The organism is Herbaspirillum sp. RV1423 (genome assembly GCF_000577615.1).
Taxonomy (GTDB): Bacteria; Pseudomonadota; Gammaproteobacteria; order Burkholderiales; family Burkholderiaceae_D; genus Herbaspirillum.
In genome coordinates this window covers 76,821-95,430 of record NZ_CBXX010000004.1, presented here as the reverse complement: position 1 = coordinate 95,430, position 18,610 = coordinate 76,821, and the positions used below count along the sequence as shown (strand labels likewise).

The following is an 18,610-nucleotide window of genomic DNA, read 5'->3' as shown; positions in this document are numbered from 1 at the left end:
GCCGGTCGGTGCGGGCGCGTTACAATATCGCATCTTTGCATATTAAGGCTTATCGTGACATTTATCGACAAATTATCCGCCGCATGGAAGGCCAACAATTCGCTGCTATGCGTCGGCCTGGACCCGGATATCGCCAAATTTCCGGCGCAATGGAAAGACAAGCCCGACGCCATCCTCGCTTTTTGCAAAGGCATCATCGACGCCACCGCCGACGCGGCGTGTTCCTTCAAGCCGCAGATCGCCTATTTCGCCGCCTTGCGCGCCGAAGACCAGCTCGAAGAAATCTGTTCTTACATCCGCGACCGTTATCCGCATATTCCCATCATTCTCGACGCCAAGCGCGGCGACATCGGCGCGACCGCCGAGCAATATGCGCGCGAAGCATTCGAACGCTATGGCGCGCATGCGGTGACGGTCAGTCCGTACATGGGATTCGATTCGGTTGCGCCGTACCTGGAATGGAAGGACCGCGGCGCCATCGTGCTATGCCGTACTTCCAACGCGGGCGGTTCCGATTTGCAATTTCTGAAGGTCGACGGCGTGCCTCTATATCAGCACGTAGCACGCCTGGTGGCCGAGAAATGGAACACCAACGGCCAATGCGGCCTGGTGGTCGGCGCCACCTTTCCTGACGAGCTGGCGCAGGTGCGCGGCATCATCGGCGACATGCCCTTGCTGGTGCCGGGCGTCGGCGCCCAGGGCGGCGACGTGGCGGCGACCGTCAAGGCTGGCAAGACGGCGGCCGGCGCCGGCATGATGATCAATTCTTCGCGCGCGATTCTGTACGCAAAAGCGCAGGACCGCGAAGACTATGCAGCCGCAGCGCGACGCGTGGCGCTGGAAACGCGCGACGCGATCAATCAGTATCGTTGAGTAGAGGCACAAGGAAGTAAAGCGAAGGCAAGCAAAAAACGGAGTCGCCGCGATCGTATCGCCGCGGCTCTTTTTACGTCGGCGGGGCGCGACGCTCAGGTCAGCAGGCGCAGCAAGCCTCGCAAGGAATGCACCACCGACTGTTCGCGCACGGCCTGGCGGTCGCCGCCGAACACCAGGCGTTCGGTGAAAATCTGGTCGCCGATTTTCCAGCCGAAACAGACGGTGCCGACCGGTTTGCCGGGCACCGCGCCGCCGGGACCGGCGATGCCGGTGGTGGAGACGGCCACGTCCGAACTGCTGTTGGCAATCGCACCCTCGGCCATGGCGGCGGCGATTTCTTCGCTGACAGCGCCATGCCGGGCGATCAGCGCTTCCGAAATGTCCAGCAATTCGTTCTTGGACGCATTCGAGTAGGTGACGAAACCGCAGTCGAACCATTCCGACGATCCGGCGATTTCCGTGATGGCTTGGGCTACGCCGCCGCCGGTGCAGGATTCAGCGGTGGAGAGCAGGAGATTCCTGGCTTTGAGCGCTTGGCCGACGCGTGCGGCGAGATCAATCTTGGTGTCCATGTTGATGTCATCCCTTATCAGTTCCGGTAGTTGTCAACGTGTCGGGAAATGCGTCTCCGATGTGCCAAGCATACTCTTGTTGGCGCGGGTCTACATAGCGCGCCAGAAGGCAAATACCAACAAGGTATAAAACGCTGCAACGATATCGTCCCACATGACGCCGAAGCCGCCTTTGAAGCGGCGATCGAAATAAGCAATCGGCGGCGGCTTGACCATATCGAAGAAGCGGAACCAGACGAAGGCCCAGCATTGCGTCGACAGATCCGCCGGCGTCAGCATCACCAGGACTAGCCAGAAGGCGATGATTTCATCCCACACCATGCTGCCGTGGTCGGGCGCGCCGAGGTCGCGTCCGGTGCGATGGCAGGCCCAGATGCCGACCACGAAGCCGACGCCGATGACGGCCAGCCAGGTCAGCGGCGTAAAGACGGCGGGCCAGCGCGCCGTGAGGACGGCATACGCCAGCCAGGCGAACAGGGTGCCGGAGGTACCGGGCATGATGGGCGAGAGACCGCTGCCGAAGCCTTGCGCCAGCCAATGCGCCGGATGCGCCAGCATGAAGCGCGAAGTGGGGCGGACGGGTTTGGTCGAATAAGGTTTGCGACCCTGGTCTATTGTTGCTGTCATGAAGCGAAATGGTCAAAAGAAGAAGGTACGAGGTCCAGCGGTTCGCCGCCGGCATCCACCAGGCGCAGGCCCGGCGCCGATTCGATGGCACCGACGCGGGCCACCTCGACGCCGGCTTTTTCCGCGGCGGCAAGCACTTGTTCGCGCCGGCTGGCGGGAGCGGTGAAGCAAAGTTCGTAGTCGTCGCCGCCCGATAGTGTGAAATTGCGGCGCAAGGCTTGCGTCTGGGTGCTCAGGACGGCGCCCGCCGGCAACGCATCGACATCCAGGCGCGCGCCGACGCGCGAACGCGCGAGGATGTGGCCGAGGTCGCCGGCCAGGCCGTCGGAGACATCGATGGCGGCATGCGCGATGCCGCGCAAAGCCATGCCGAGCGCCACGCGTGGTGTCGGCTGATGCATGCGTTGCGCCGCCATGTGGTGTGCGTCGGCCGTCAGCGTCAGTTCACGGCGGTAGGCTGCAAGCGCCAGACGGGCGTCGCCCAGCGTGCCCGAAATCCAGATGTCGTCGCCATCGCGGGCGGCGTCGCGGCGCAGGGCCTGGGTGAAGGGCACTTCGCCGAACACGGTAATGCAGATTGTCAACGGCCCTTTGGTGGTGTCGCCGCCGATCAGTTCGCAGCCGTGCTCGTCGGCCAGTCTGAGCATGCCTTGCGAGAATGGCGCGAGCCAGTCTTCGCGTGCTTCCGGCAGGGCGAAGGCCAGCGTGAAGGCAATCGGTTGCGCCCCCATGGCGGCGAGATCGGACAGATTGACGGCAAGACATTTGTGGCCCAATGCGTAAGGATCGGCATGCGGGAAAAAATGCCTACCCTCGACGAGCATGTCGGTCGATATAGCCAGTTGCATGCCCGGCGCCGGCGTCAGCAGCGCGCAATCGTCGCCGACGCCGAGCGCCGCGCGGCTGTCGGCACGCGAGGGCCGCGTGAAATAGCGTGAGATAAGTTCAAATTCGGTGAGCATGGACATGATTGTAACCAATACGTCATATGATGCGTCGCAGGTTTTCGCACACTTGCGGATGGTGATTGGTAGGACCATTGCGTCCTGGTCTCGCCGATAATCTCCGCCTGCAAATCATACCGGAAGCGAACCTGCAAAGGACATCGAAATGCCGCGCTGCACCATAAATGGAGGCCCTTCCGGCCTATGAGAGCGGGCCGACCTCTGCTAAAATTGCAGGTCTTCGACACGTCTAGAAAAGAGAACGCAGAGTATGGATTCGATGATCAGCAAGAAAGAAGAAGTGCGTCAGCAACTTCGCCAGGCAGCGCTGGAATACCACGAATTTCCAACGCCGGGCAAGATCAGCGTCACGCCCACCAAGCAGTTGACCAATCAACGAGACTTGTCTCTGGCGTACTCTCCGGGCGTCGCTGCGGCCTGCGAAGAAATCGTCGCCGATCCGGCCAACGCTTTCAAATACACTGCGCGCGGCAATCTGGTCGCGGTCATCAGCAACGGCACCGCCGTGCTCGGCTTGGGCAACATCGGCCCGCTGGCTTCCAAGCCGGTGATGGAAGGCAAGGGCGTGTTGTTCAAGAAGTTCGCTGGCATCGACGTCTTCGATATCGAAATCAACGAAACCGATCCGGACAAGCTGTGCGACATCATCGCCTCGCTGGAGCCGACTTTCGGCGGCATCAACCTGGAAGACATCAAGGCGCCCGAGTGCTTCTACATCGAGCGCAAGTTGCGCGACCGCATGAAGATTCCGGTTTTCCATGACGACCAGCACGGCACGGCGATCATCGTCGGCGCGGCCATCCTGAACGGCCTGAAAGTCGTCGGCAAGAGCATCAAGGAAGTGAAGCTGGTGGTTTCCGGCGCTGGCGCCGCGGCGCTGGCTTGTCTGGACCTGATCGTCGACCTCGGCTTCCCGATCGAAAACATTTACGTCACCGACCTGGCCGGCGTGGTCTACAAGGGCCGCGCCGAACTGATGGATCCGGACAAGGAGCGTTTCGCGCGCGAGACCGATGCGCGTACGCTGGCCGAGGTGATTCCCGACGCCGACATTTTCCTCGGCGTGTCCGCCGGCGGCGTGCTGAAGCCGGACATGGTCAAGAAGATGGCGCCGCGTCCGCTGGTGCTGGCGCTGGCCAATCCGACGCCGGAAATCCTGCCGGAAGAAGTCAAGGCAGTGCGCGACGACGCCGTTATCGCCACCGGCCGTTCCGACTATCCGAACCAGGTCAACAACGTCCTGTGCTTCCCGTACATCTTCCGTGGCGCGCTGGATTCCGGCGCGACCACGATCACGCGCGAAATGGAAATCGCCGCCGTGCACGCGATCGCCGAACTGGCGCAAGCCGAGCAATCCGACGTCGTCGCGGCGACCTATGGCGTCACCAACCTGTCGTTCGGTCCGGAGTACATCATTCCCAAGCCGTTCGATCCGCGCCTGATGATCAAGATCGCGACGGCGGTCGCGCGCGCTGCCGAGACATCCGGCGTCGCCGCCCGTCCGATCCCGGACATGAACGCCTACGCCGAAAAGCTGGAACAGTTCGTCTATCACAGCGGCACGTTCATGCGTCCGATTTTCCAGGCCGCCAAGAAAGCGCCGGAAGCCAGGAAGCGCATCGTCTACGCCGAAGGCGAAGAAGAGCGCGTCCTGCGTGCGGTGCAAGTCGTCGTCGACGAATGCCTGGCCAAGCCTATTCTGGTCGGTCGTCCGGAAGTGCTGGAACAGCGCATCAAGAAATTCGGCCTGCGCCTGCGCCCGCATATCGACTTCGAAGTCATCAATCCCAACTTCGACAGCCGCTATCGCGACTACTGGCAGACTTTCCTTGAAATGAGCAAGCGCAAGGGCGTCACCGAGCAATACGCCAAGCTGGAAATGCGTCGCCGCCACACCTTGATCGGCTCCATGGCGATCCACAAGGGCGACGCCGACGGCATGATCTGCGGCACCTACGGCACCACGCAATTGCATTTGCATTACATCGATCAGGTGCTGGGCAAGCGTGAAGGCGTCAACGTCTATGCCGCGATGAACGGCGTAATCCTGCCGAACCGCCAACTGGTGCTGGTCGACACCCACGTCAACGAAAATCCGACCGCCGAGGAACTGGCGGAAATCACGATCATGGCCGCTGAGGAAATGCGTCGCTTCGGCCTGCATCCGCGTGCGGCGCTGCTGTCGCATTCGAACTTTGGTTCCAGCAACAGCGAGTCGGCATGCAAGATGCGCGCCGCGCTGGCGCTGGTGCAAAAGCTGGCGCCCGACCTGGAAGTCGACGGCGAAATGCATGGCGACACCGCGCTCGATGAGAAGCTGCTGCATCATGTCATGCCGGATTCGCCATTGAAGGGCGACGCCAACCTGCTGGTGATGCCGAACATCGATGCCGCCAATATCGCCTACAACCTGCTGAAGACCGCGTCCGGCAACGGCGTGGCGGTCGGCCCGATCCTGCTGGGTTGCGCCAAGCCGGTGCATATCCTGACCGCGTCGGCAACAGTGCGCCGTATCGTCAACATGACCGCCTTGTGCGTCATGGATGCAATATCGGAGCGTTGATTCCGGTTGGACATTTGAATAGATACATCAGGTACGCAAGCAAAACGGCGCATTTCGAAAGAACTGCGCCGTTTTTATTTGGGTGGGAGGGGCAGCCTTTGCTGCATCGCCTTATTTCGGCAATACGCGCGCCAGCCAGTGGCCGATGTCCTCGACTTCTTCCATGCAGACCGAGTGCTGCATCTGATATTCATGCCATTCGATCCGGTAACCGAGCGCAGTCAATGCATCGCGCGATTGCTCGGCGCGCGGAATGACCACGACCGGGTCCTGACGTCCGTGCCCCATGAAGATCGGCGTGGCGTAGTTGGCGGCATGGCGCTCCGCTGCAATCGTACCGGCCAGCGGCAAGTAACCCGACAGGCACATCAGTCCCGCCAGTTGTTCGGGATGGCGCAGCCCGGTTTGCAGCGCCATCGCGCAGCCTTGCGAGAAGCCTGCGAGGACGATGCGCCCGGCCGGTATGCCGCGCGCCTTTTCCTTGGCGATCAATGCTTCGACCAATGCCTGCGAAGCGCGCAGACCCGGTTCGTCTTCGCGGCGCACCAGGTCGGGAGCGAAAATGTCGTACCAGGCGCGCATGGCGTAGCCGCCGTTGATGGTGACCGGCATGGTCGGCGCCGTCGGGAAGACGAAACGGATAGGCTGGCAGCCCGACAGGTCGAGCTCGCGCACGATAGGCACGAAGTCGTTGCCGTCGGCGCCGAGTCCGTGTAGCCAGATGACGGCAGCGGTCGGATTCGGAGCGGTTTCGATTTCGATGGTCTGGAGCGGGGCTGGAGCGGACATGTTTTTTCTTCGGATCAGGTTGGCGCAGCTTGGTGCACAATAATGTTTGCGGCGCAGACGCGCCAATGCATCATGATACGACGATCCCGGCGGAAAATCTGCGCCCGGTCCGATGGAGAGCAGCAATGAAAAAGATATTCACTTCCCTGTTGATGAGCGCCTGGCTGGCTGCCGTGACGTTGACGGCGCCGCTGCAGGCAAACGCCGCGCTGCTGGAAGGCAGTATATTCCAGCCCAACGGCGAGAACCTGATCATCCAGCCGCCCTCAGGCTGGCGCCTGGCGTATATGAACGGCGATCCGAATGGCGATTATGTAGTCGAGTTCATGCCGCAGAACGAAAGCCACGACTCCTGGCGCGAAGGCTACATGTCGGTGCAGCGCGGCGCGATTGACGGCACCGCCGGCATGTCGTCGCAGATCGTCCAGCGTGTGCTGCAAGGCGCCCAGCTCAATTGCCAGGGGCATTTCGCGGCAATGAAGCGAAAGGACACCATGACCAATGGCGCAGCGACGTCGATCAGCGGCGGTTTCTGCGATCGCTACGGCGCAGTCGCACCTTATGGTGAAGGCAGCATGATTGCGGTGGTCGAAGGCAAGGAGCATTTGTTCCTGGTGCAGTTCGGCTGGCGGCCGGCGACCGAGAACGAGTTGAAGGATTATGGCTGGCGCATCACGCCGCAGAAACTGCAGGTCTACCTGGACTTGCTGAACCATGCCACGCTGTGCGGCGGCAAGGAGCAGCCGCCTTGTCCGCCCTGAGAGCAGCTCTCGCTACAGATCGTGAACAGGGGTTCTGAGGCCGGTTCGGCGTTATTTGGCTGGACGGATTGCCGCCTTGGGACGGAAAGCCTTGCAAACGGCTTCATCGGTTTCTATGTAAGGGCCGCCGATGAGGTCGATGCAGTAAGGCACGGCGGCAAAAATTCCCGCCACTGCCTGCTTGCCGTCGGCGTCCCTGATGCCTTCCAGTGTTTCCTTGATGGACTTGGGCTGGCCCGGCAGATTCATGATCAGGGCTGCGTGATCGGCCGTTTCGCGAATCACGGCAACCTGGCGCGACAAGATCGCGGTCGGCACAAATTGCAGGCTGATCTGGCGCATCTGTTCGCCGAAACCGGGCATTTCCTTGGTGGCGACTGCCAGCGTGGCTTCCGGTGTGACATCGCGGCGCGCAGGGCCGGTGCCGCCGGTGGTCAGGACCAGATGGCAGCCGACCGCGTCGACCAGTTCGATCAGGGTTTGCTCGATGAGCGCGCGTTCGTCGGGGATCAGCCGCTTTTCCATGCGCCAAGGACTGGTCAGCGCGGTGCCGAACCAGTCTTGCAGCGCCGGAATGCCCTTGTCTTCGTAGACGCCGCCGGAGGCGCGGTCGGAGATGGACACCAGGCCGATCAGGAGTTCATCGGGATGGCGAGGCGCGGGATCAGTCTTCGTGCTCATCGTCCAGCTCGTCGGCGTCGTCTTCCGCAGCGGCAGCGCGTGATTCGCCCTGCAATTGCTTGAGGATCTGGAAAATTTCGCGATAGGCTTTGGGAGGCTTGTTTTCGGCTTGCTCTTTGCGGGCGTTGCGGATCAGCGTGCGCAGATGCTGCACGTCGAGGTCGGGATATTGCGCCAGCAATTCGGTCAGGGCACCGTCGTCTTTCAACAACTTTTCGCGGCGGCGCTCCAGCGCGTGCATGGCGGCAGTGTCTGCCTTGGACAGGCCGCGCCAGCTATCGAGCATCTTCTGGATGGCGGCAATTTCGTCTTCGTCGAGGGTGCGCATTTTCTTCCCGACGAATTGCATCTGGCGGCGGCGGCCTTCATGATCCTTGATTTGCTGGCATTCGAGAATGGCGTCGCGCACATCCTCCGGCATAGGCACGCGCTTGACGCGGTCGCGTGGTTCGGCAACCAGTTCTTCGCCCAGTTTTTGCAACGCGGTCATTTCGCGTTTCAGTTGGGATTTGGAGGGACGGTCGTATTCCTGCTCGAATTCGTTGGATTGAAATCCGCAGGACCCGCGATTGGGATTTGGCATGATTCAGAAAAATAAGCTAAACGACTGCTATGATACCCGTTTTATCCGCATTTCGAAGAAAACAGGCCAATGAGCGATACCGTATTTACCCATACCCAAGACCAATTGAAGCAGCTTGCACAGGATGTGTTGCGTTACGCCAAGGAGAAGGGCGCGTCCGATGCGGCGGTCGATATCAGCGAAGGTAGCGGGCTATCGGTGGCCGTGCGCAAGGGCAAAGTCGAAACCATCGAGCAAAACAAGGACAAGGGCATCGGCGTCACCGTCTACATCGGCGAGGGCCGCAATGTGCGGCGCGGCAATGCGAGTACTTCGGATTTCTCGCAGCAGGCGTTGAAGGAAACCGTGGAAGCGGCCTACAACATTGCGCGCTTTACCGCCATCGACGACTGCGCCGGTTTGCCCGAGGTGGAAAACCTCGAAATGCATCCGCGCGATCTCAAGCTATGCACGCCGTGGCTGATCACCGCAGAAGAAGCGGTGGTACTGGCGCAACGCTGCGAAGCCGCCGCGCTGGCGGTCGACAAGCGCATCACCAACAGCGAGGGCGCCAGCGTCTACGCCCAGCAATCGCATTTCGTCGCCGCCAATTCGCGCGGTTTCATCGGCGGCTATCCGTTCTCCCGCCATACGATTTCGGTGGCTCCGATCGCCGGCAAAGGCGCCAACATGCAGCGCGACGACTGGTATTCGTCGATGCGCGATCCCAGGAAGCTGGCCAAGCCGGAAGCCATTGGCCGCTATGCCGCCGAACGCGCGCTGGCGCGCCTGAACGCCTGCAAGCTGTCGACGCGCAAATGTCCCGTGCTGTTCGAGGCGCCGCTGGCGGCGGGTTTGCTGGGAGCTTTCGTGCAGGCGGTGTCGGGCGGTGCGCTGTATCGCAAATCGAGCTTCCTGCTCGACTCGCTCGGCAAGCAGGTGTTTCCAGATCACATCCAGATTCTTGAAGATCCGCACGTCATCGGCGGCGTCGGTTCCGCGCCGTTCGATGAAGAAGGCGTCAAGACCCAGCGCCGCGACGTGGTCAAGGATGGCGTGGTGCAAGGTTATTTCCTGTCGACATACTCCGGGCGCAAGTTGGGCATGCAGACTACCGGCAACTCCGGCGGTTCGCATAATTTGTCGCTGACCTCGTCGCTGACGACGGCTGCGGACACCTTCAAGGGCATGTTGAAAAAACTCGATACCGGTCTGCTGGTCACCGAGCTGATGGGGCAGGGTGTGAATTACGTCACCGGCGACTATTCGCGCGGCGCGTCCGGTTACTGGGTGGAAAAAGGCGTGATCCAGTATCCGGTCGAGGAAATCACCATTGCCGGCAACATGAAAGACATGCTGAACCAGATCGTCGCCATCGGCAACGACACGTTGATCCGCGGCACCAAGGAAACCGGCTCGATCTTGCTGGAAAACATGACCGTGGCGGGAGACTGACCGACATTGTGTGGCTGTTCCGCGTCATTTACGCCACAAATCTGAACAGTGCGGCGAAACCTGCTTTATTTGGCTTTAAACCGACCTCGGGCTCGGTTTAGTATTGGCGGAAATGCAATAGGAAGGCGGAGATGATCTTCGCCGTATTGTCATTTACCGCCAGACTGAATAAAGGAGTCGACATGTCCACTATTTCTTTCAAACGATGCGGAACGTATTTTTTTATCATCGCCTTTGCTTTTGCAAGTCGTCTTGCTTTTGGCGAAGAAGGTGAGCATTTCGACTACGATCATCAGGCAGACTGGCATGCCGTGCATGGCGACATGGAGTCGCCGGTCAACATAGAACCGGCGAAGGCGAAGGTCGACAAGGATGATGACGATGACGACAATATCCGGGTCTTCGACGTAGCGCTTGACGGGAAGGTAGTGGACAACGGCCATTCCATCCAGATCAATTTGTCGCATGGCGATAGCGCCACGATTCGCGGTCGCCGTTTCCAGTTGGTGCAATTCCATTTCCATGCCGCCAGCGAGCACACGATCGACGGGGAGCATTTTCCGTTGGAAGGGCATTTTGTCTACAAAGCCAAGAACGGCCGGCTTGCCGTGATCGCCGTGCTGTACCGGGAGGGCAAGGGCAATGCCGAGTTCGATCGCATTTTGCAGCAGGTGGTGCGCGGGCAGTCGGCGTCTGTCAAGAGCGTCAACATCAACAAGCTGTTGCCTGCGCATAAGAACTATTACCATTATCTCGGCTCGCTGACGACGCCGCCGCTGACTGAAAATGTGGAATGGTATGTACTGGATCGGAAAATGGAATTGTCGGGTGCGCAGATCGAACGATTCAAAAGCTACTACGCCCATAACAATCGCGATGTGCAGCCGTTGAACGAGCGGGTGGTGCTGCATTACGTCGAGCGCAAGAAAGTCCGGTGAGTCCCGCTTCTCTTCTTTTTGCTGCGATAGTTTGAGGGGGCTGTTTGGAAGGATGGCCAGCAATGCCTGCGGTCTATTGATAGAATGGCGTGTTAACGCTCGCATTGCTCCCTCAATTGTTGTCCAGCCAATATGACCCCTTCTGCCGACACTGCGTATTCCAGCGGTCAAGTCCTGCCTTTCCGAGAATCCCTGATGGCCACGTTGGGCATCTGTTTCGTCATCATGCTGGTGGCGCTGGACCAGACTATCGTCGGCACCGCATTGCCTACCATCGTAGCTGAGCTGAAAGGCTTTGACCTGTACGCGTGGGTGGCGACTTCTTACCTGCTGACGTCGGTCATCACGGTGCCGATTTTCGGGCGGCTCGGCGATTATTTCGGACGTAAGCCTTTCCTGATCGCATCGAGCATCATTTTCGTTGTCGCTTCCGTGTTGTGCGGCTGGGCCGACAGTATGCTGTTCCTGGTGCTGGCGCGCGGCTTGCAGGGCATCGGCGGCGGCATGCTGGTCGGCACCGCCTTCGCCTCGGTTGCCGATCTTTTTCCCGATGCGCATGTGCGCTTGCGCTGGCAGATCATCCTCAGCGCGGCATACGGCATCGCAACGTCGGTCGGTCCATCGCTGGGCGGTTTCCTGACACAGTCGCTGGGCTGGCGCTGGGTGTTTTACGTCAACGTGCCGGTGGGCGCCTTGTCGCTGTTCTTTGTGCTGCGCTATATGCCGCACATTCAGCATGTCAAGCACGAAGGCAAGATCCGTCTGGACTGGTTCGGCGCGGTGCTGATCGCTGCCGCGCTGGGTAGTTTGCAACTGCTGGTCGAAATGTTGCCCAAGCGCGGCCTGACGGGCGGCATGCTGGCTTTGCTGGTGATCAGCGTGGGCGCTTTCTATGCGTTATGGAAATGGGAGCGCCACGTCGAGCAGCCCATCCTGCCGTTCGAAATGATCAAGGATCCGGCGTTGTCCAGCCTGTTCCTCCTGTCCATCCTGGCGGGCTTCTCCATGTTTTCGATGCTGATGTATTCGCCGCTGCTGTTCCAGGGCGGCTTTGGCATGTCGCCGCGTGAAGCCGGTTTGCTGATCACGCCCCTGGTAGCCTGTATCACCGTGGCCAGCATCGTCAACGGTCGCATCGTCACGCGCATCCCGAATCCCAACATGATGATGTATGTCGGTTTCGTATTGATCGCGCTCTCCTGTCTCGGCATCGTGCTGTCACAACGCAGCACGCCCACCGGATTCATGCTGACGGCAATGTTGGCAGGTGGTTTCGGCTTGGGCCTTGTCTTGCCCAACCTGACCGTTTTCGCGCAGCAGGCCGCCAGCCGCGAGCACCTGGGCATCGCCACCGCCTTGCTGCAATCGTTGCGCATGATCGGCGGCATGCTCGGCACTGCCGTGACCGGCACGCTGGTCGCGCAGATGTACGGCAGCGGTGTCGAACGCGCGCTGGAAAGCGACCATGCCGCGCAATGGCTGGCCGAATTCAAGGATCCGGAAATCCTCGTCAACCACGACATCCAGTCGACCTTGCTGGCGCAAATGCTGCAAGCCGGCCACAACGGTTCGGCCTTGCTCGACGCCGCTCGCGACGCGCTGGTCGGCGCGATCCATATGGGCATTGCGCTGGCCGTCGTATCGGCGCTCATCGGTTTGTGGATGGTGCGGCGGGTGCCGTTGATCCGTTTCGCCTCGAAAGAAAAGGTGGAACCGGTATTGTCGGAATGAGCCTGCCCATGCAGATATAAAGCGGCGTGCCTGGCGTTTCAGGCACGCCGTTTTTGTTTGCGGTCTAGAAATGATATTCGGCGCGGATCATCGGCGTCTTGGCCAGCGTGCCGGGGATGACATGCTGGTTGCCGAACTTGTTGCGCCAGTACTGGTACTCCACTCCGATGCGAAAGGTGTTCTTGCCCAGACCCAGCGGCATGCCGACGTCGTACATGACCTGGCCGTCGAAATTCAGTTCGGGACTGGTCGGACTGCCGAATTCGTCGCGGCCCTTGGCGGCGATGTAATTGACGTAGCCTTCAAAGGCGAGGCCGCTGGACCCGAAAGGAATCCCCCAGGCGGCGTTGAACATCGGATGGGGATCGTACGAATAACGGCTGGAGATGCCGACCGGCTGGTTGCTTTCCCACAGTTCCAGCAGGCTGAGGTTGAGGAAGCCCGGCACGTCCATCATCAGGGTCGGACCGGCGACGATCATGCGCTTCTTGGAACCGTAGCCGGGATCGTTCTTGGTGTTCCAGTCGAACCCCAGGGTGAAGCCGACGCCGCGCGCCGGGCCGAAGGACAGGTCCTTGCCGCTGATCTTGCCGATGTCGAGCGTGTGGCGGTAGGTGATGTAGGCTTCCTGCGCATTGCTATCCTTGTTGTCGGACATGAGCATGTCGATGTTGAGGAAATTGGTGCCGTACTTGTAGCCGCTGGCATGCGTGAAGCTTAGGATATTCTTGCTGATGTCCTGCGTGTTGTACGGCTCGGCGAACTTGGTGCCGTAGCGGTAGCCCAGCGCATTGTCGCTCCAGTCGGCGGCGTTGGCGTGTTGCGTTGCGGCCAGCGCCGACAGGCCGATCAGACCGGCCGCAACATGTCCGGCCGAAGGTTTGCGTAATATCGCATGCATGCTGTCTCCTCCATTGAATGGTATGTGGTGCTGCTTTGTTATGGTGTTCCGTGGTGCCGCCACGGCGGTGGGTCAAACCGTCAACGCCTGAATGGATGCGTTGCGCGCCAGTGATCGGCGATGTCGATGCGGCGCGTGATCCATACCTTGTCGTGTCGTTGCAGGTAATCGAGGAAGTGCGCCAGCGCCGAGGCGCGTGCCGGACGTCCGACGATGCGGCAATGCAGACCGATCGACAGCATCTTGGGGCGATCGAGTCCCGCCGGATCGCCTTCGGCATACAGCACATCGAAGGCATCTTTCAGATAATCGAAAAACTGTACGCCGGAGTTGAAGCCCTGTGCCGCCGTGAAGCGCATGTCGTTGCTGTCCAGCGTGTACGGCACGATCAGTTGCGGTGCGACGGCCTGCGTACCGTCGGCTTTGCGTGTTTCCACTTCTTCCCAATACGGCAGATCGTCGGCGTAGCTGTCGGCGTCATAGGCGATGCCGCCGTGTTCAGCCACCAGGCGACGCGTGTTGGGTGAATCGCGACCGGTGTACCAGCCCAACGGTGCGTTGTCGGTGATTTTTCTGACGATGGCGACGGCTTCGGCGATGTGGCGGCGTTCTATGGCTTCATCGACGTTCTGGTAGCTGATCCAGCGCAGTCCGTGACAGGCGATTTCGTGGCCCCCTTCGAGGAAGGCGGCGGTCGCCTCAGGATTGCGCTGCAAGGCGCGCGCCACGCCGAAGACGGTCAGCGGCAGCTTGCGTTCCTCGAACATGCGCAACACGCGCCACAGGCCGGCGCGCGAGCCGTATTCGTAGAGCGATTCCATGCTCATGTGGCGCGCCGGGAAGCTCTGGGCGCCGATGATTTCGGACAGGAAAGTCTCCGAACCGCCGTCGCCGTCGAGCACGCAGTTCTCCGCGCCTTCTTCGTAATTGAGCACGAACTGGACGGCGATGCGCGCGCGGCCGGGCCATTGGGCGTGCGGCGGAATGCGGCCGTAGCCGGCCAGGTCGCGGGGATAGTTGGGATCTTTCATGTCTCCTGCCTTAAACTTGTGTTTTACGTCTTCGCCGAATTATGTCTTCAGAATTGATGACAGATATAAGTCTGAACATATATGGACCTGATGGCAGGGGTATATCATTTGGCCGTCAAATGGTCTACAAAATCCGCAAACGAGAGGAAATGCAATGGGGAAACTGAGCACGCACGTTTTGGATATCACGCAGGGCAAGCCGGGCGCCGGCGTCAGGGTGGCCTTGTATGCAGTCAGGGGCAATGAAAAAATCTTGCTGAAGAATGCCGTCACCAACGGCGACGGCCGCTGCGACGCGCCGTTGCTGCAAGGCGATGAATTGCAGGCGGGACGCTATGAACTGGTGTTCGGCGCCGGCGATTATTTCGCCGCGCAGGGCGTCGAGGCGCCGACGCCGCGCTTTATCGACGATGTCGTGATCGCCTTCGGCATCGCTGATCCCGCGCAGAACTACCATGTGCCGCTGGTGGTGTCGCCGTGGGCCTATTCGACGTACAGAGGAAGTTGAACGCGTTTCCAGCGTCCGCTGCTCAGAATTCGTTCTGCAGTTTTTTGTAGCCTTGCACCAGTTCATTGTTGGTGCGCGCGACGTCTTCGGAAAACTCCGATGCCTGCGCCGACACGCGCGGCAGGGCATCAAGGTCGGTCTGAGGGCCGATGCGCAGCGTCGACGGCACGTAAAACCCCGGCGGCAAATGGCAGCCATCCACCACGGCGTTGTAGCGCACCACGCAACCGTCGCCGATCACGCAATTGAACAGCACGCTGTTGAAGCCGATGAAGGCGTCGTGGCCGACCGTGCAAGGGCCATGCACGATGGCGCGATGGGCGATCGAGGTGCGTTCGCCGATGGTGACGGCGCCGCCGGACTTGGAGTGGATCACCACACCGTCCTGGATGTTCGAGTGGGCGCCGATGACAATGGCTTCCATCTCGCCTTTTTCATTCACTTCATCGGCGCGGATTACGGCATAAGGACCGATGAAGACATTTTCATGGACAACGACCTTGCCGCACAGGATGGCGGTCTGGTCGACATAAGCGGATTCGTGGACCCGGGGCAAATCACCGGAAGGATTGCGTCGAAGCATGGATTGCGATCTCCTGAAGCTGAGATTGAAGATGCCGGATGATACCTTGTTTGGACGAGAACCGCCGGGCGGCGCGGCCATCGCATCGGCTTTTGTGCGATCAGGTTTTTGTCAGGATGGCATCGTGCTGCGAGGCAGAAAAACGTCCTTGCGCCCGGTGCGACAATTTGCCGCACCGGGTTGCCGCCATGCGGCGCATCCGCTCGTCTGTCGCCACCGGCAAGGCTTTCGCGCAATATTGCCGGCGCCTTAAACGCCTTCCGACCGGCGCGGCAGTCATCACCCTGGCTGCGTTCCGGCGAGCCTGCGTGCTACATTCGCGAGATGGGGAAGCGCAAAACAATCAGACTGACAATCACAACATGGGCCGCCATCCTGGCGATGCTGATGATGGCGCTTGCGCCGTCAATATCGCACGCGCTGTCCGCATCCGCGCAGGATCGTTCCGGCGGCGCGTTCTGGATGGAGATCTGCAGCGCTTTCGGCAAGAGTCCTTCGGCCGCCGCTGCGTCCGGTTTCCCCGATTCTTCCGAACCGAAATCCTTGTCGGCGTCTTGTCCGTACTGCCTGATGCACGCCGACGCGACGTTGCCGCCGCATGACGTCGCCGCGGGTGGGGCGATCCTCCTGATTTCCTATTTCCTGCCTGGGCTGTTCTATTGTTCCCCGCAGCCTTTGTTTGCCTGGACCGTCGCCTCTTCGCGGGCGCCGCCGACACGCTCCTGAGTCAGTTTCCGAAGCATCCTTCTCATTGAGTCACGCGCCTGCGCTGCCGAAGCCACGCGGGCGCGGCCGGTCCATCCCAACATGAAAAAAACAACCTCAATCCCCGCTTACTTCCCCGCTCAATTGCGGCCGCTGCTGCTGGCGCTGATCGCTGCATGGAGTCCGTTGACCCAGGCCGAAGGCAGCGATGCCGCCTTGCCCGAAGTCGTCGTCAAGGAGTCGCAATCGGTCAGCGAAAAGAACAGGCTGCCGACCACCACCGAAAGCATCACCGCGGACAAGGCTGCCGACACCGTCAACGCCATGAATGTCGAAGACACGCTGAAGTACCTGCCCAACGTGCTGGTGCGCAAGCGTTTCATCGGCGACACGCAGGCGCCGATGTCCACGCGCACCACCGGCATCAATGCCGGCGCGCGCAGCCTGATTTATGCCGACGGCACATTGTTGTCGGCGCTGATCAATAACAATAACGGCAACGGTTCGCCGCGCTGGTTCATGGTTGCGCCGGAAGAGGTGGAACGCATCGACGTGTTGTACGGCCCATTCGCCGCGCAGTATCCGGGCAATTCCTATGGCGCCGTGACCGAGATCACCACGCGCATGCCCGAGCATTTCGAAGCCAGCGTCAAGGCCAACACGGCCTTCCAGGATTTCAGCCAGTACGGCACCGGCAATACCTACCGCTCGCAGGAATTCAGCGCCACGCTCGGCAATCGCAGCGGCGACCTGTCGTGGTGGTTCAGCGCCAATCATCTGGACAGCTACAGCCAGCCGGTGACTTACATCACGGCGGCAAGTGCGCCGGCCGGGAGCAGCGGCGCCTATCTCACGCAAGACCGCACCGGCAAGAATCTCTATGTGCTCGGCGCCGGCAACCTGACGCACACCGTCCAGGACAACGCCAAGCTCAAGCTGGCCTACGATTTTTCGCCGACGCTCACCGCTACTTACACGCTGGGTTTCTGGCAAAACAATGCCGATGCGCACGCGCAGTCCTACCTCCGCAATGCTGCCGGCGCGCAGGTTTACACCAGCGCCTTTTCCAGCAACGACACCGAGCAGGAGCAATGGATGCAAAGCCTGGCGGTCAGGAGCAAGACGCAAGGCGCCTGGGACTGGGAAGCCGTTGCGAGCAATTTTTACGTCGCCAGGGATGTCACGCGCACCTCGACCGGCGCTTATCCGGCCGCGCAAAGCGGCGGTCCCGGCACCATCGCCGATGCCGGCGGCACCGGCTGGAATACGCTCGACCTGAAAGGCACCTGGCGCCCGGACGGCGTCAGCGGCGCGCACGTCGTCAGCTTCGGCGGGCATGCCGACGAGTACAAGCTGGTCAGCCCGACTTATCTGACCGGCAATTGGGTGTCCGGCGACAATGACGCCTTGTCGGTCGATTCGCGCGGCAAGACCCGGACGACCGCGCTGTGGGCGCAGGATGTCTGGCGCTTGTCGCAGAACTGGAAGGCCACCGTGGGCGGCCGCTACGAATGGTGGAAGGCGTTCGACGGCTACAACTTCGCCGCGGCGGGCGGCGGCGTCAATCAGCCCGAGGTGAAGCATTCCGGCTTCTCACCGAAATTTTCGCTGGCCTGGGCGCCGGACGACAACTGGCAGGTCACCGGGTCGTTCGGCAAGGCCTTGCGCTTCCCGACCGTGGGCGAGCTGTACCAGAACGTGCAGGTCGGCGGCATTTTCCTGCAACCGAATCCCAACCTGAAGCCGGAGAAAGTCTTGTCAAGCGAGCTGGCCATCGAACGCGCGCTCGACAAAGGCAAGGCGCGCGTGTCGCTGTTCCAAGAAGAAGTCTCGGATGCCCTGATTTCGCAAACCTCGACATTGGGCAGCGGCGTCGCCTCGTTTACGCAAAACGTCGACAAGACGCGCCAGCGCGGCGTTGAACTGGTCGTGCAGAAGGACGATGCGCTGATCCGCGGACTGGAACTCAACGGCAGCGTGACTTACGTCGATGCGCGCATTCTTGCCAACAGCAGTTTCGTGTCGGCGACCACGACCTCGGTCGGCAAGCGCACGCCTTATGTGCCGGAATGGCGTGCGACGCTGGTGGCGACCTACCGTCCCGACGACAAGTGGGCTTATACGGTGGCGGGGCGTTATAGCGGACGTCTGTATGCGACCGTCGACAACAGCGATGTCAATACGAACACTTACCAGGGCTTCGACAGTTACATGGTCTTCGACGCCCGCGTGCGCTACAAGATCGACAAGCACTGGAGCAGCGCGGTCGGCATCGACAACATCACCAACAAGGATTACTTCTTGTTCCACCCGTTTCCGCAGCGGACTCTGTTTGCGGAACTGAAATACGATTTCTGATCCG

The 18,610-nt window shown here is 60.7% G+C and carries 18 protein-coding genes; 9 read left to right on the top strand and 9 right to left on the bottom strand.

What is annotated here, in order from left to right:
- Positions 1–54 precede the first annotated feature (54 nt).
- A complete protein-coding gene (gene pyrF, locus RV1423_RS05220; RefSeq protein WP_034293979.1) occupies positions 55–873 on the top strand; it encodes an orotidine-5'-phosphate decarboxylase in 819 nt (272 codons plus the stop codon).
- Between the two features lie 95 nt (positions 874–968).
- On the opposite strand, the gene RV1423_RS05215 is transcribed toward pyrF, so the two are convergent.
- From RV1423_RS05215 to thiL, 3 genes are all read right to left on the bottom strand, one after another.
- Positions 969–1,448, bottom strand: a complete 480-nt coding sequence (locus tag RV1423_RS05215) for a CinA family protein (protein WP_034293978.1) — start codon at positions 1,446–1,448, stop codon at positions 969–971.
- Between the two features lie 90 nt (positions 1,449–1,538).
- Positions 1,539–2,075, bottom strand: coding sequence for a phosphatidylglycerophosphatase A (locus tag RV1423_RS05210; RefSeq protein WP_034293977.1), 537 nt, complete (start codon positions 2,073–2,075; stop codon positions 1,539–1,541).
- A complete protein-coding gene (gene thiL / locus RV1423_RS05205; RefSeq protein WP_034294498.1) occupies positions 2,072–3,037 on the bottom strand; it encodes a thiamine-phosphate kinase in 966 nt (321 codons plus the stop codon). Before thiL ends, RV1423_RS05210 begins: the two co-directional genes overlap by 4 nt.
- Positions 3,038–3,290: 253 nt before the next feature.
- Between thiL and RV1423_RS05200 the strand changes: the two genes are divergently transcribed.
- The gene (locus tag RV1423_RS05200; RefSeq protein ID WP_034293976.1) at positions 3,291–5,603 is read left to right on the top strand and encodes an NADP-dependent malic enzyme; all 2,313 of its coding nucleotides are present in this window, start codon (positions 3,291–3,293) and stop codon (positions 5,601–5,603) included.
- Between the two features lie 111 nt (positions 5,604–5,714).
- On the opposite strand, the gene RV1423_RS05195 is transcribed toward RV1423_RS05200, so the two are convergent.
- Entirely contained in the window at positions 5,715–6,392 is a 678-nt protein-coding gene (locus RV1423_RS05195) for an alpha/beta hydrolase (protein ID WP_034293975.1), read from the bottom strand.
- 125 nt (positions 6,393–6,517) lie between these two features.
- On the opposite strand from RV1423_RS05195, the gene RV1423_RS05190 reads away from it, so the two are divergent.
- Complete coding sequence (locus tag RV1423_RS05190; protein ID WP_034293974.1) at positions 6,518–7,153, top strand: hypothetical protein; 636 nt, start codon at positions 6,518–6,520, stop codon at positions 7,151–7,153.
- Between the two features lie 51 nt (positions 7,154–7,204).
- On the opposite strand, the gene mog is transcribed toward RV1423_RS05190, so the two are convergent.
- A complete protein-coding gene (mog, locus tag RV1423_RS05185) occupies positions 7,205–7,834 on the bottom strand; it encodes a molybdopterin adenylyltransferase (protein ID WP_051516495.1) in 630 nt (209 codons plus the stop codon).
- Positions 7,818–8,417, bottom strand: a complete 600-nt coding sequence (gene yjgA, locus RV1423_RS05180) for a ribosome biogenesis factor YjgA (protein ID WP_034293972.1) — start codon at positions 8,415–8,417, stop codon at positions 7,818–7,820. The genes mog and yjgA overlap by 17 nt, the downstream gene beginning before the upstream one ends.
- Before the next feature lie 69 nt (positions 8,418–8,486).
- Here yjgA and pmbA point away from each other — a divergent pair, with 69 nt between their 5' ends.
- From pmbA to RV1423_RS05165, 3 genes are all read left to right on the top strand, one after another.
- On the top strand, positions 8,487–9,851 hold the full coding sequence (gene pmbA, locus RV1423_RS05175) for a metalloprotease PmbA (protein ID WP_034293970.1): 1,365 nt from the start codon (positions 8,487–8,489) through the stop codon (positions 9,849–9,851).
- A gap of 182 nt (positions 9,852–10,033) precedes the next feature.
- Positions 10,034–10,789, top strand: a complete 756-nt coding sequence (locus tag RV1423_RS05170) for a carbonic anhydrase (RefSeq protein ID WP_197034879.1) — start codon at positions 10,034–10,036, stop codon at positions 10,787–10,789.
- 132 nt (positions 10,790–10,921) lie between these two features.
- A complete protein-coding gene (locus RV1423_RS05165; protein WP_034293968.1) occupies positions 10,922–12,520 on the top strand; it encodes an MDR family MFS transporter in 1,599 nt (532 codons plus the stop codon).
- A 64-nt stretch (positions 12,521–12,584) separates the two neighbouring features.
- Here the strand turns inward: RV1423_RS05165 and RV1423_RS05160 are convergent, their stop codons facing one another.
- Together RV1423_RS05160 and puuE are read right to left on the bottom strand one after the other, a co-directional pair.
- Positions 12,585–13,421, bottom strand: a complete 837-nt coding sequence (locus RV1423_RS05160; RefSeq protein WP_034293966.1) for an outer envelope protein — start codon at positions 13,419–13,421, stop codon at positions 12,585–12,587.
- Positions 13,422–13,501: 80 nt separating this feature from the next.
- On the bottom strand, positions 13,502–14,452 hold the full coding sequence (gene puuE / locus RV1423_RS05155) for an allantoinase PuuE (protein WP_034293963.1): 951 nt from the start codon (positions 14,450–14,452) through the stop codon (positions 13,502–13,504).
- 154 nt (positions 14,453–14,606) lie between these two features.
- Here puuE and uraH point away from each other — a divergent pair, with 154 nt between their 5' ends.
- Positions 14,607–14,960, top strand: coding sequence for a hydroxyisourate hydrolase (gene uraH, locus RV1423_RS05150; RefSeq protein WP_034293960.1), 354 nt, complete (start codon positions 14,607–14,609; stop codon positions 14,958–14,960).
- 22 nt (positions 14,961–14,982) lie between these two features.
- Here the strand turns inward: uraH and RV1423_RS05145 are convergent, their stop codons facing one another.
- A complete protein-coding gene (locus RV1423_RS05145) occupies positions 14,983–15,543 on the bottom strand; it encodes a carbonate dehydratase (protein WP_034294492.1) in 561 nt (186 codons plus the stop codon).
- A gap of 324 nt (positions 15,544–15,867) precedes the next feature.
- Between RV1423_RS05145 and RV1423_RS05140 the strand changes: the two genes are divergently transcribed.
- A complete protein-coding gene (locus RV1423_RS05140; RefSeq protein WP_034294489.1) occupies positions 15,868–16,269 on the top strand; it encodes a DUF2946 domain-containing protein in 402 nt (133 codons plus the stop codon).
- Between the two features lie 81 nt (positions 16,270–16,350).
- Positions 16,351–18,606 carry a TonB-dependent receptor gene (locus RV1423_RS05135; RefSeq protein WP_034293957.1) on the top strand — a complete coding sequence of 752 codons (2,256 nt, stop codon included), beginning with the start codon at positions 16,351–16,353 and terminating at the stop codon, positions 18,604–18,606.
- Positions 18,607–18,610 lie beyond the last annotated feature (4 nt).

Bases quoted from the DNA above. Each gene is read 5' to 3' on its own strand.
- RV1423_RS05215 (WP_034293978.1), bottom strand. From the start codon at position 1,448: ATGGACACCAAGATTGATCTCGCCGCACGCGTCGGCCAAGCGCTCAAA.
- RV1423_RS05160 (WP_034293966.1), bottom strand. From the start codon at position 13,421: ATGCATGCGATATTACGCAAACCTTCGGCCGGACATGTTGCGGCCGGT.
- thiL (WP_034294498.1), bottom strand. From the start codon at position 3,037: ATGCTCACCGAATTTGAACTTATCTCACGCTATTTCACGCGGCCCTCG.
- puuE (WP_034293963.1), bottom strand. From the start codon at position 14,452: ATGAAAGATCCCAACTATCCCCGCGACCTGGCCGGCTACGGCCGCATT.
- pmbA (WP_034293970.1), top strand. From the start codon at position 8,487: ATGAGCGATACCGTATTTACCCATACCCAAGACCAATTGAAGCAGCTT.
- uraH (WP_034293960.1), top strand. From the start codon at position 14,607: ATGGGGAAACTGAGCACGCACGTTTTGGATATCACGCAGGGCAAGCCG.
- RV1423_RS05190 (WP_034293974.1), top strand. From the start codon at position 6,518: ATGAAAAAGATATTCACTTCCCTGTTGATGAGCGCCTGGCTGGCTGCC.
- RV1423_RS05140 (WP_034294489.1), top strand. From the start codon at position 15,868: ATGGGGAAGCGCAAAACAATCAGACTGACAATCACAACATGGGCCGCC.
- RV1423_RS05135 (WP_034293957.1), top strand. From the start codon at position 16,351: ATGAAAAAAACAACCTCAATCCCCGCTTACTTCCCCGCTCAATTGCGG.
- RV1423_RS05200 (WP_034293976.1), top strand. From the start codon at position 3,291: ATGGATTCGATGATCAGCAAGAAAGAAGAAGTGCGTCAGCAACTTCGC.
- RV1423_RS05165 (WP_034293968.1), top strand. From the start codon at position 10,922: ATGACCCCTTCTGCCGACACTGCGTATTCCAGCGGTCAAGTCCTGCCT.
- RV1423_RS05195 (WP_034293975.1), bottom strand. From the start codon at position 6,392: ATGTCCGCTCCAGCCCCGCTCCAGACCATCGAAATCGAAACCGCTCCG.
- mog (WP_051516495.1), bottom strand. From the start codon at position 7,834: ATGAGCACGAAGACTGATCCCGCGCCTCGCCATCCCGATGAACTCCTG.
- RV1423_RS05210 (WP_034293977.1), bottom strand. From the start codon at position 2,075: ATGACAGCAACAATAGACCAGGGTCGCAAACCTTATTCGACCAAACCC.
- RV1423_RS05145 (WP_034294492.1), bottom strand. From the start codon at position 15,543: ATGCTTCGACGCAATCCTTCCGGTGATTTGCCCCGGGTCCACGAATCC.
- yjgA (WP_034293972.1), bottom strand. From the start codon at position 8,417: ATGCCAAATCCCAATCGCGGGTCCTGCGGATTTCAATCCAACGAATTC.
- RV1423_RS05170 (WP_197034879.1), top strand. From the start codon at position 10,034: ATGTCCACTATTTCTTTCAAACGATGCGGAACGTATTTTTTTATCATC.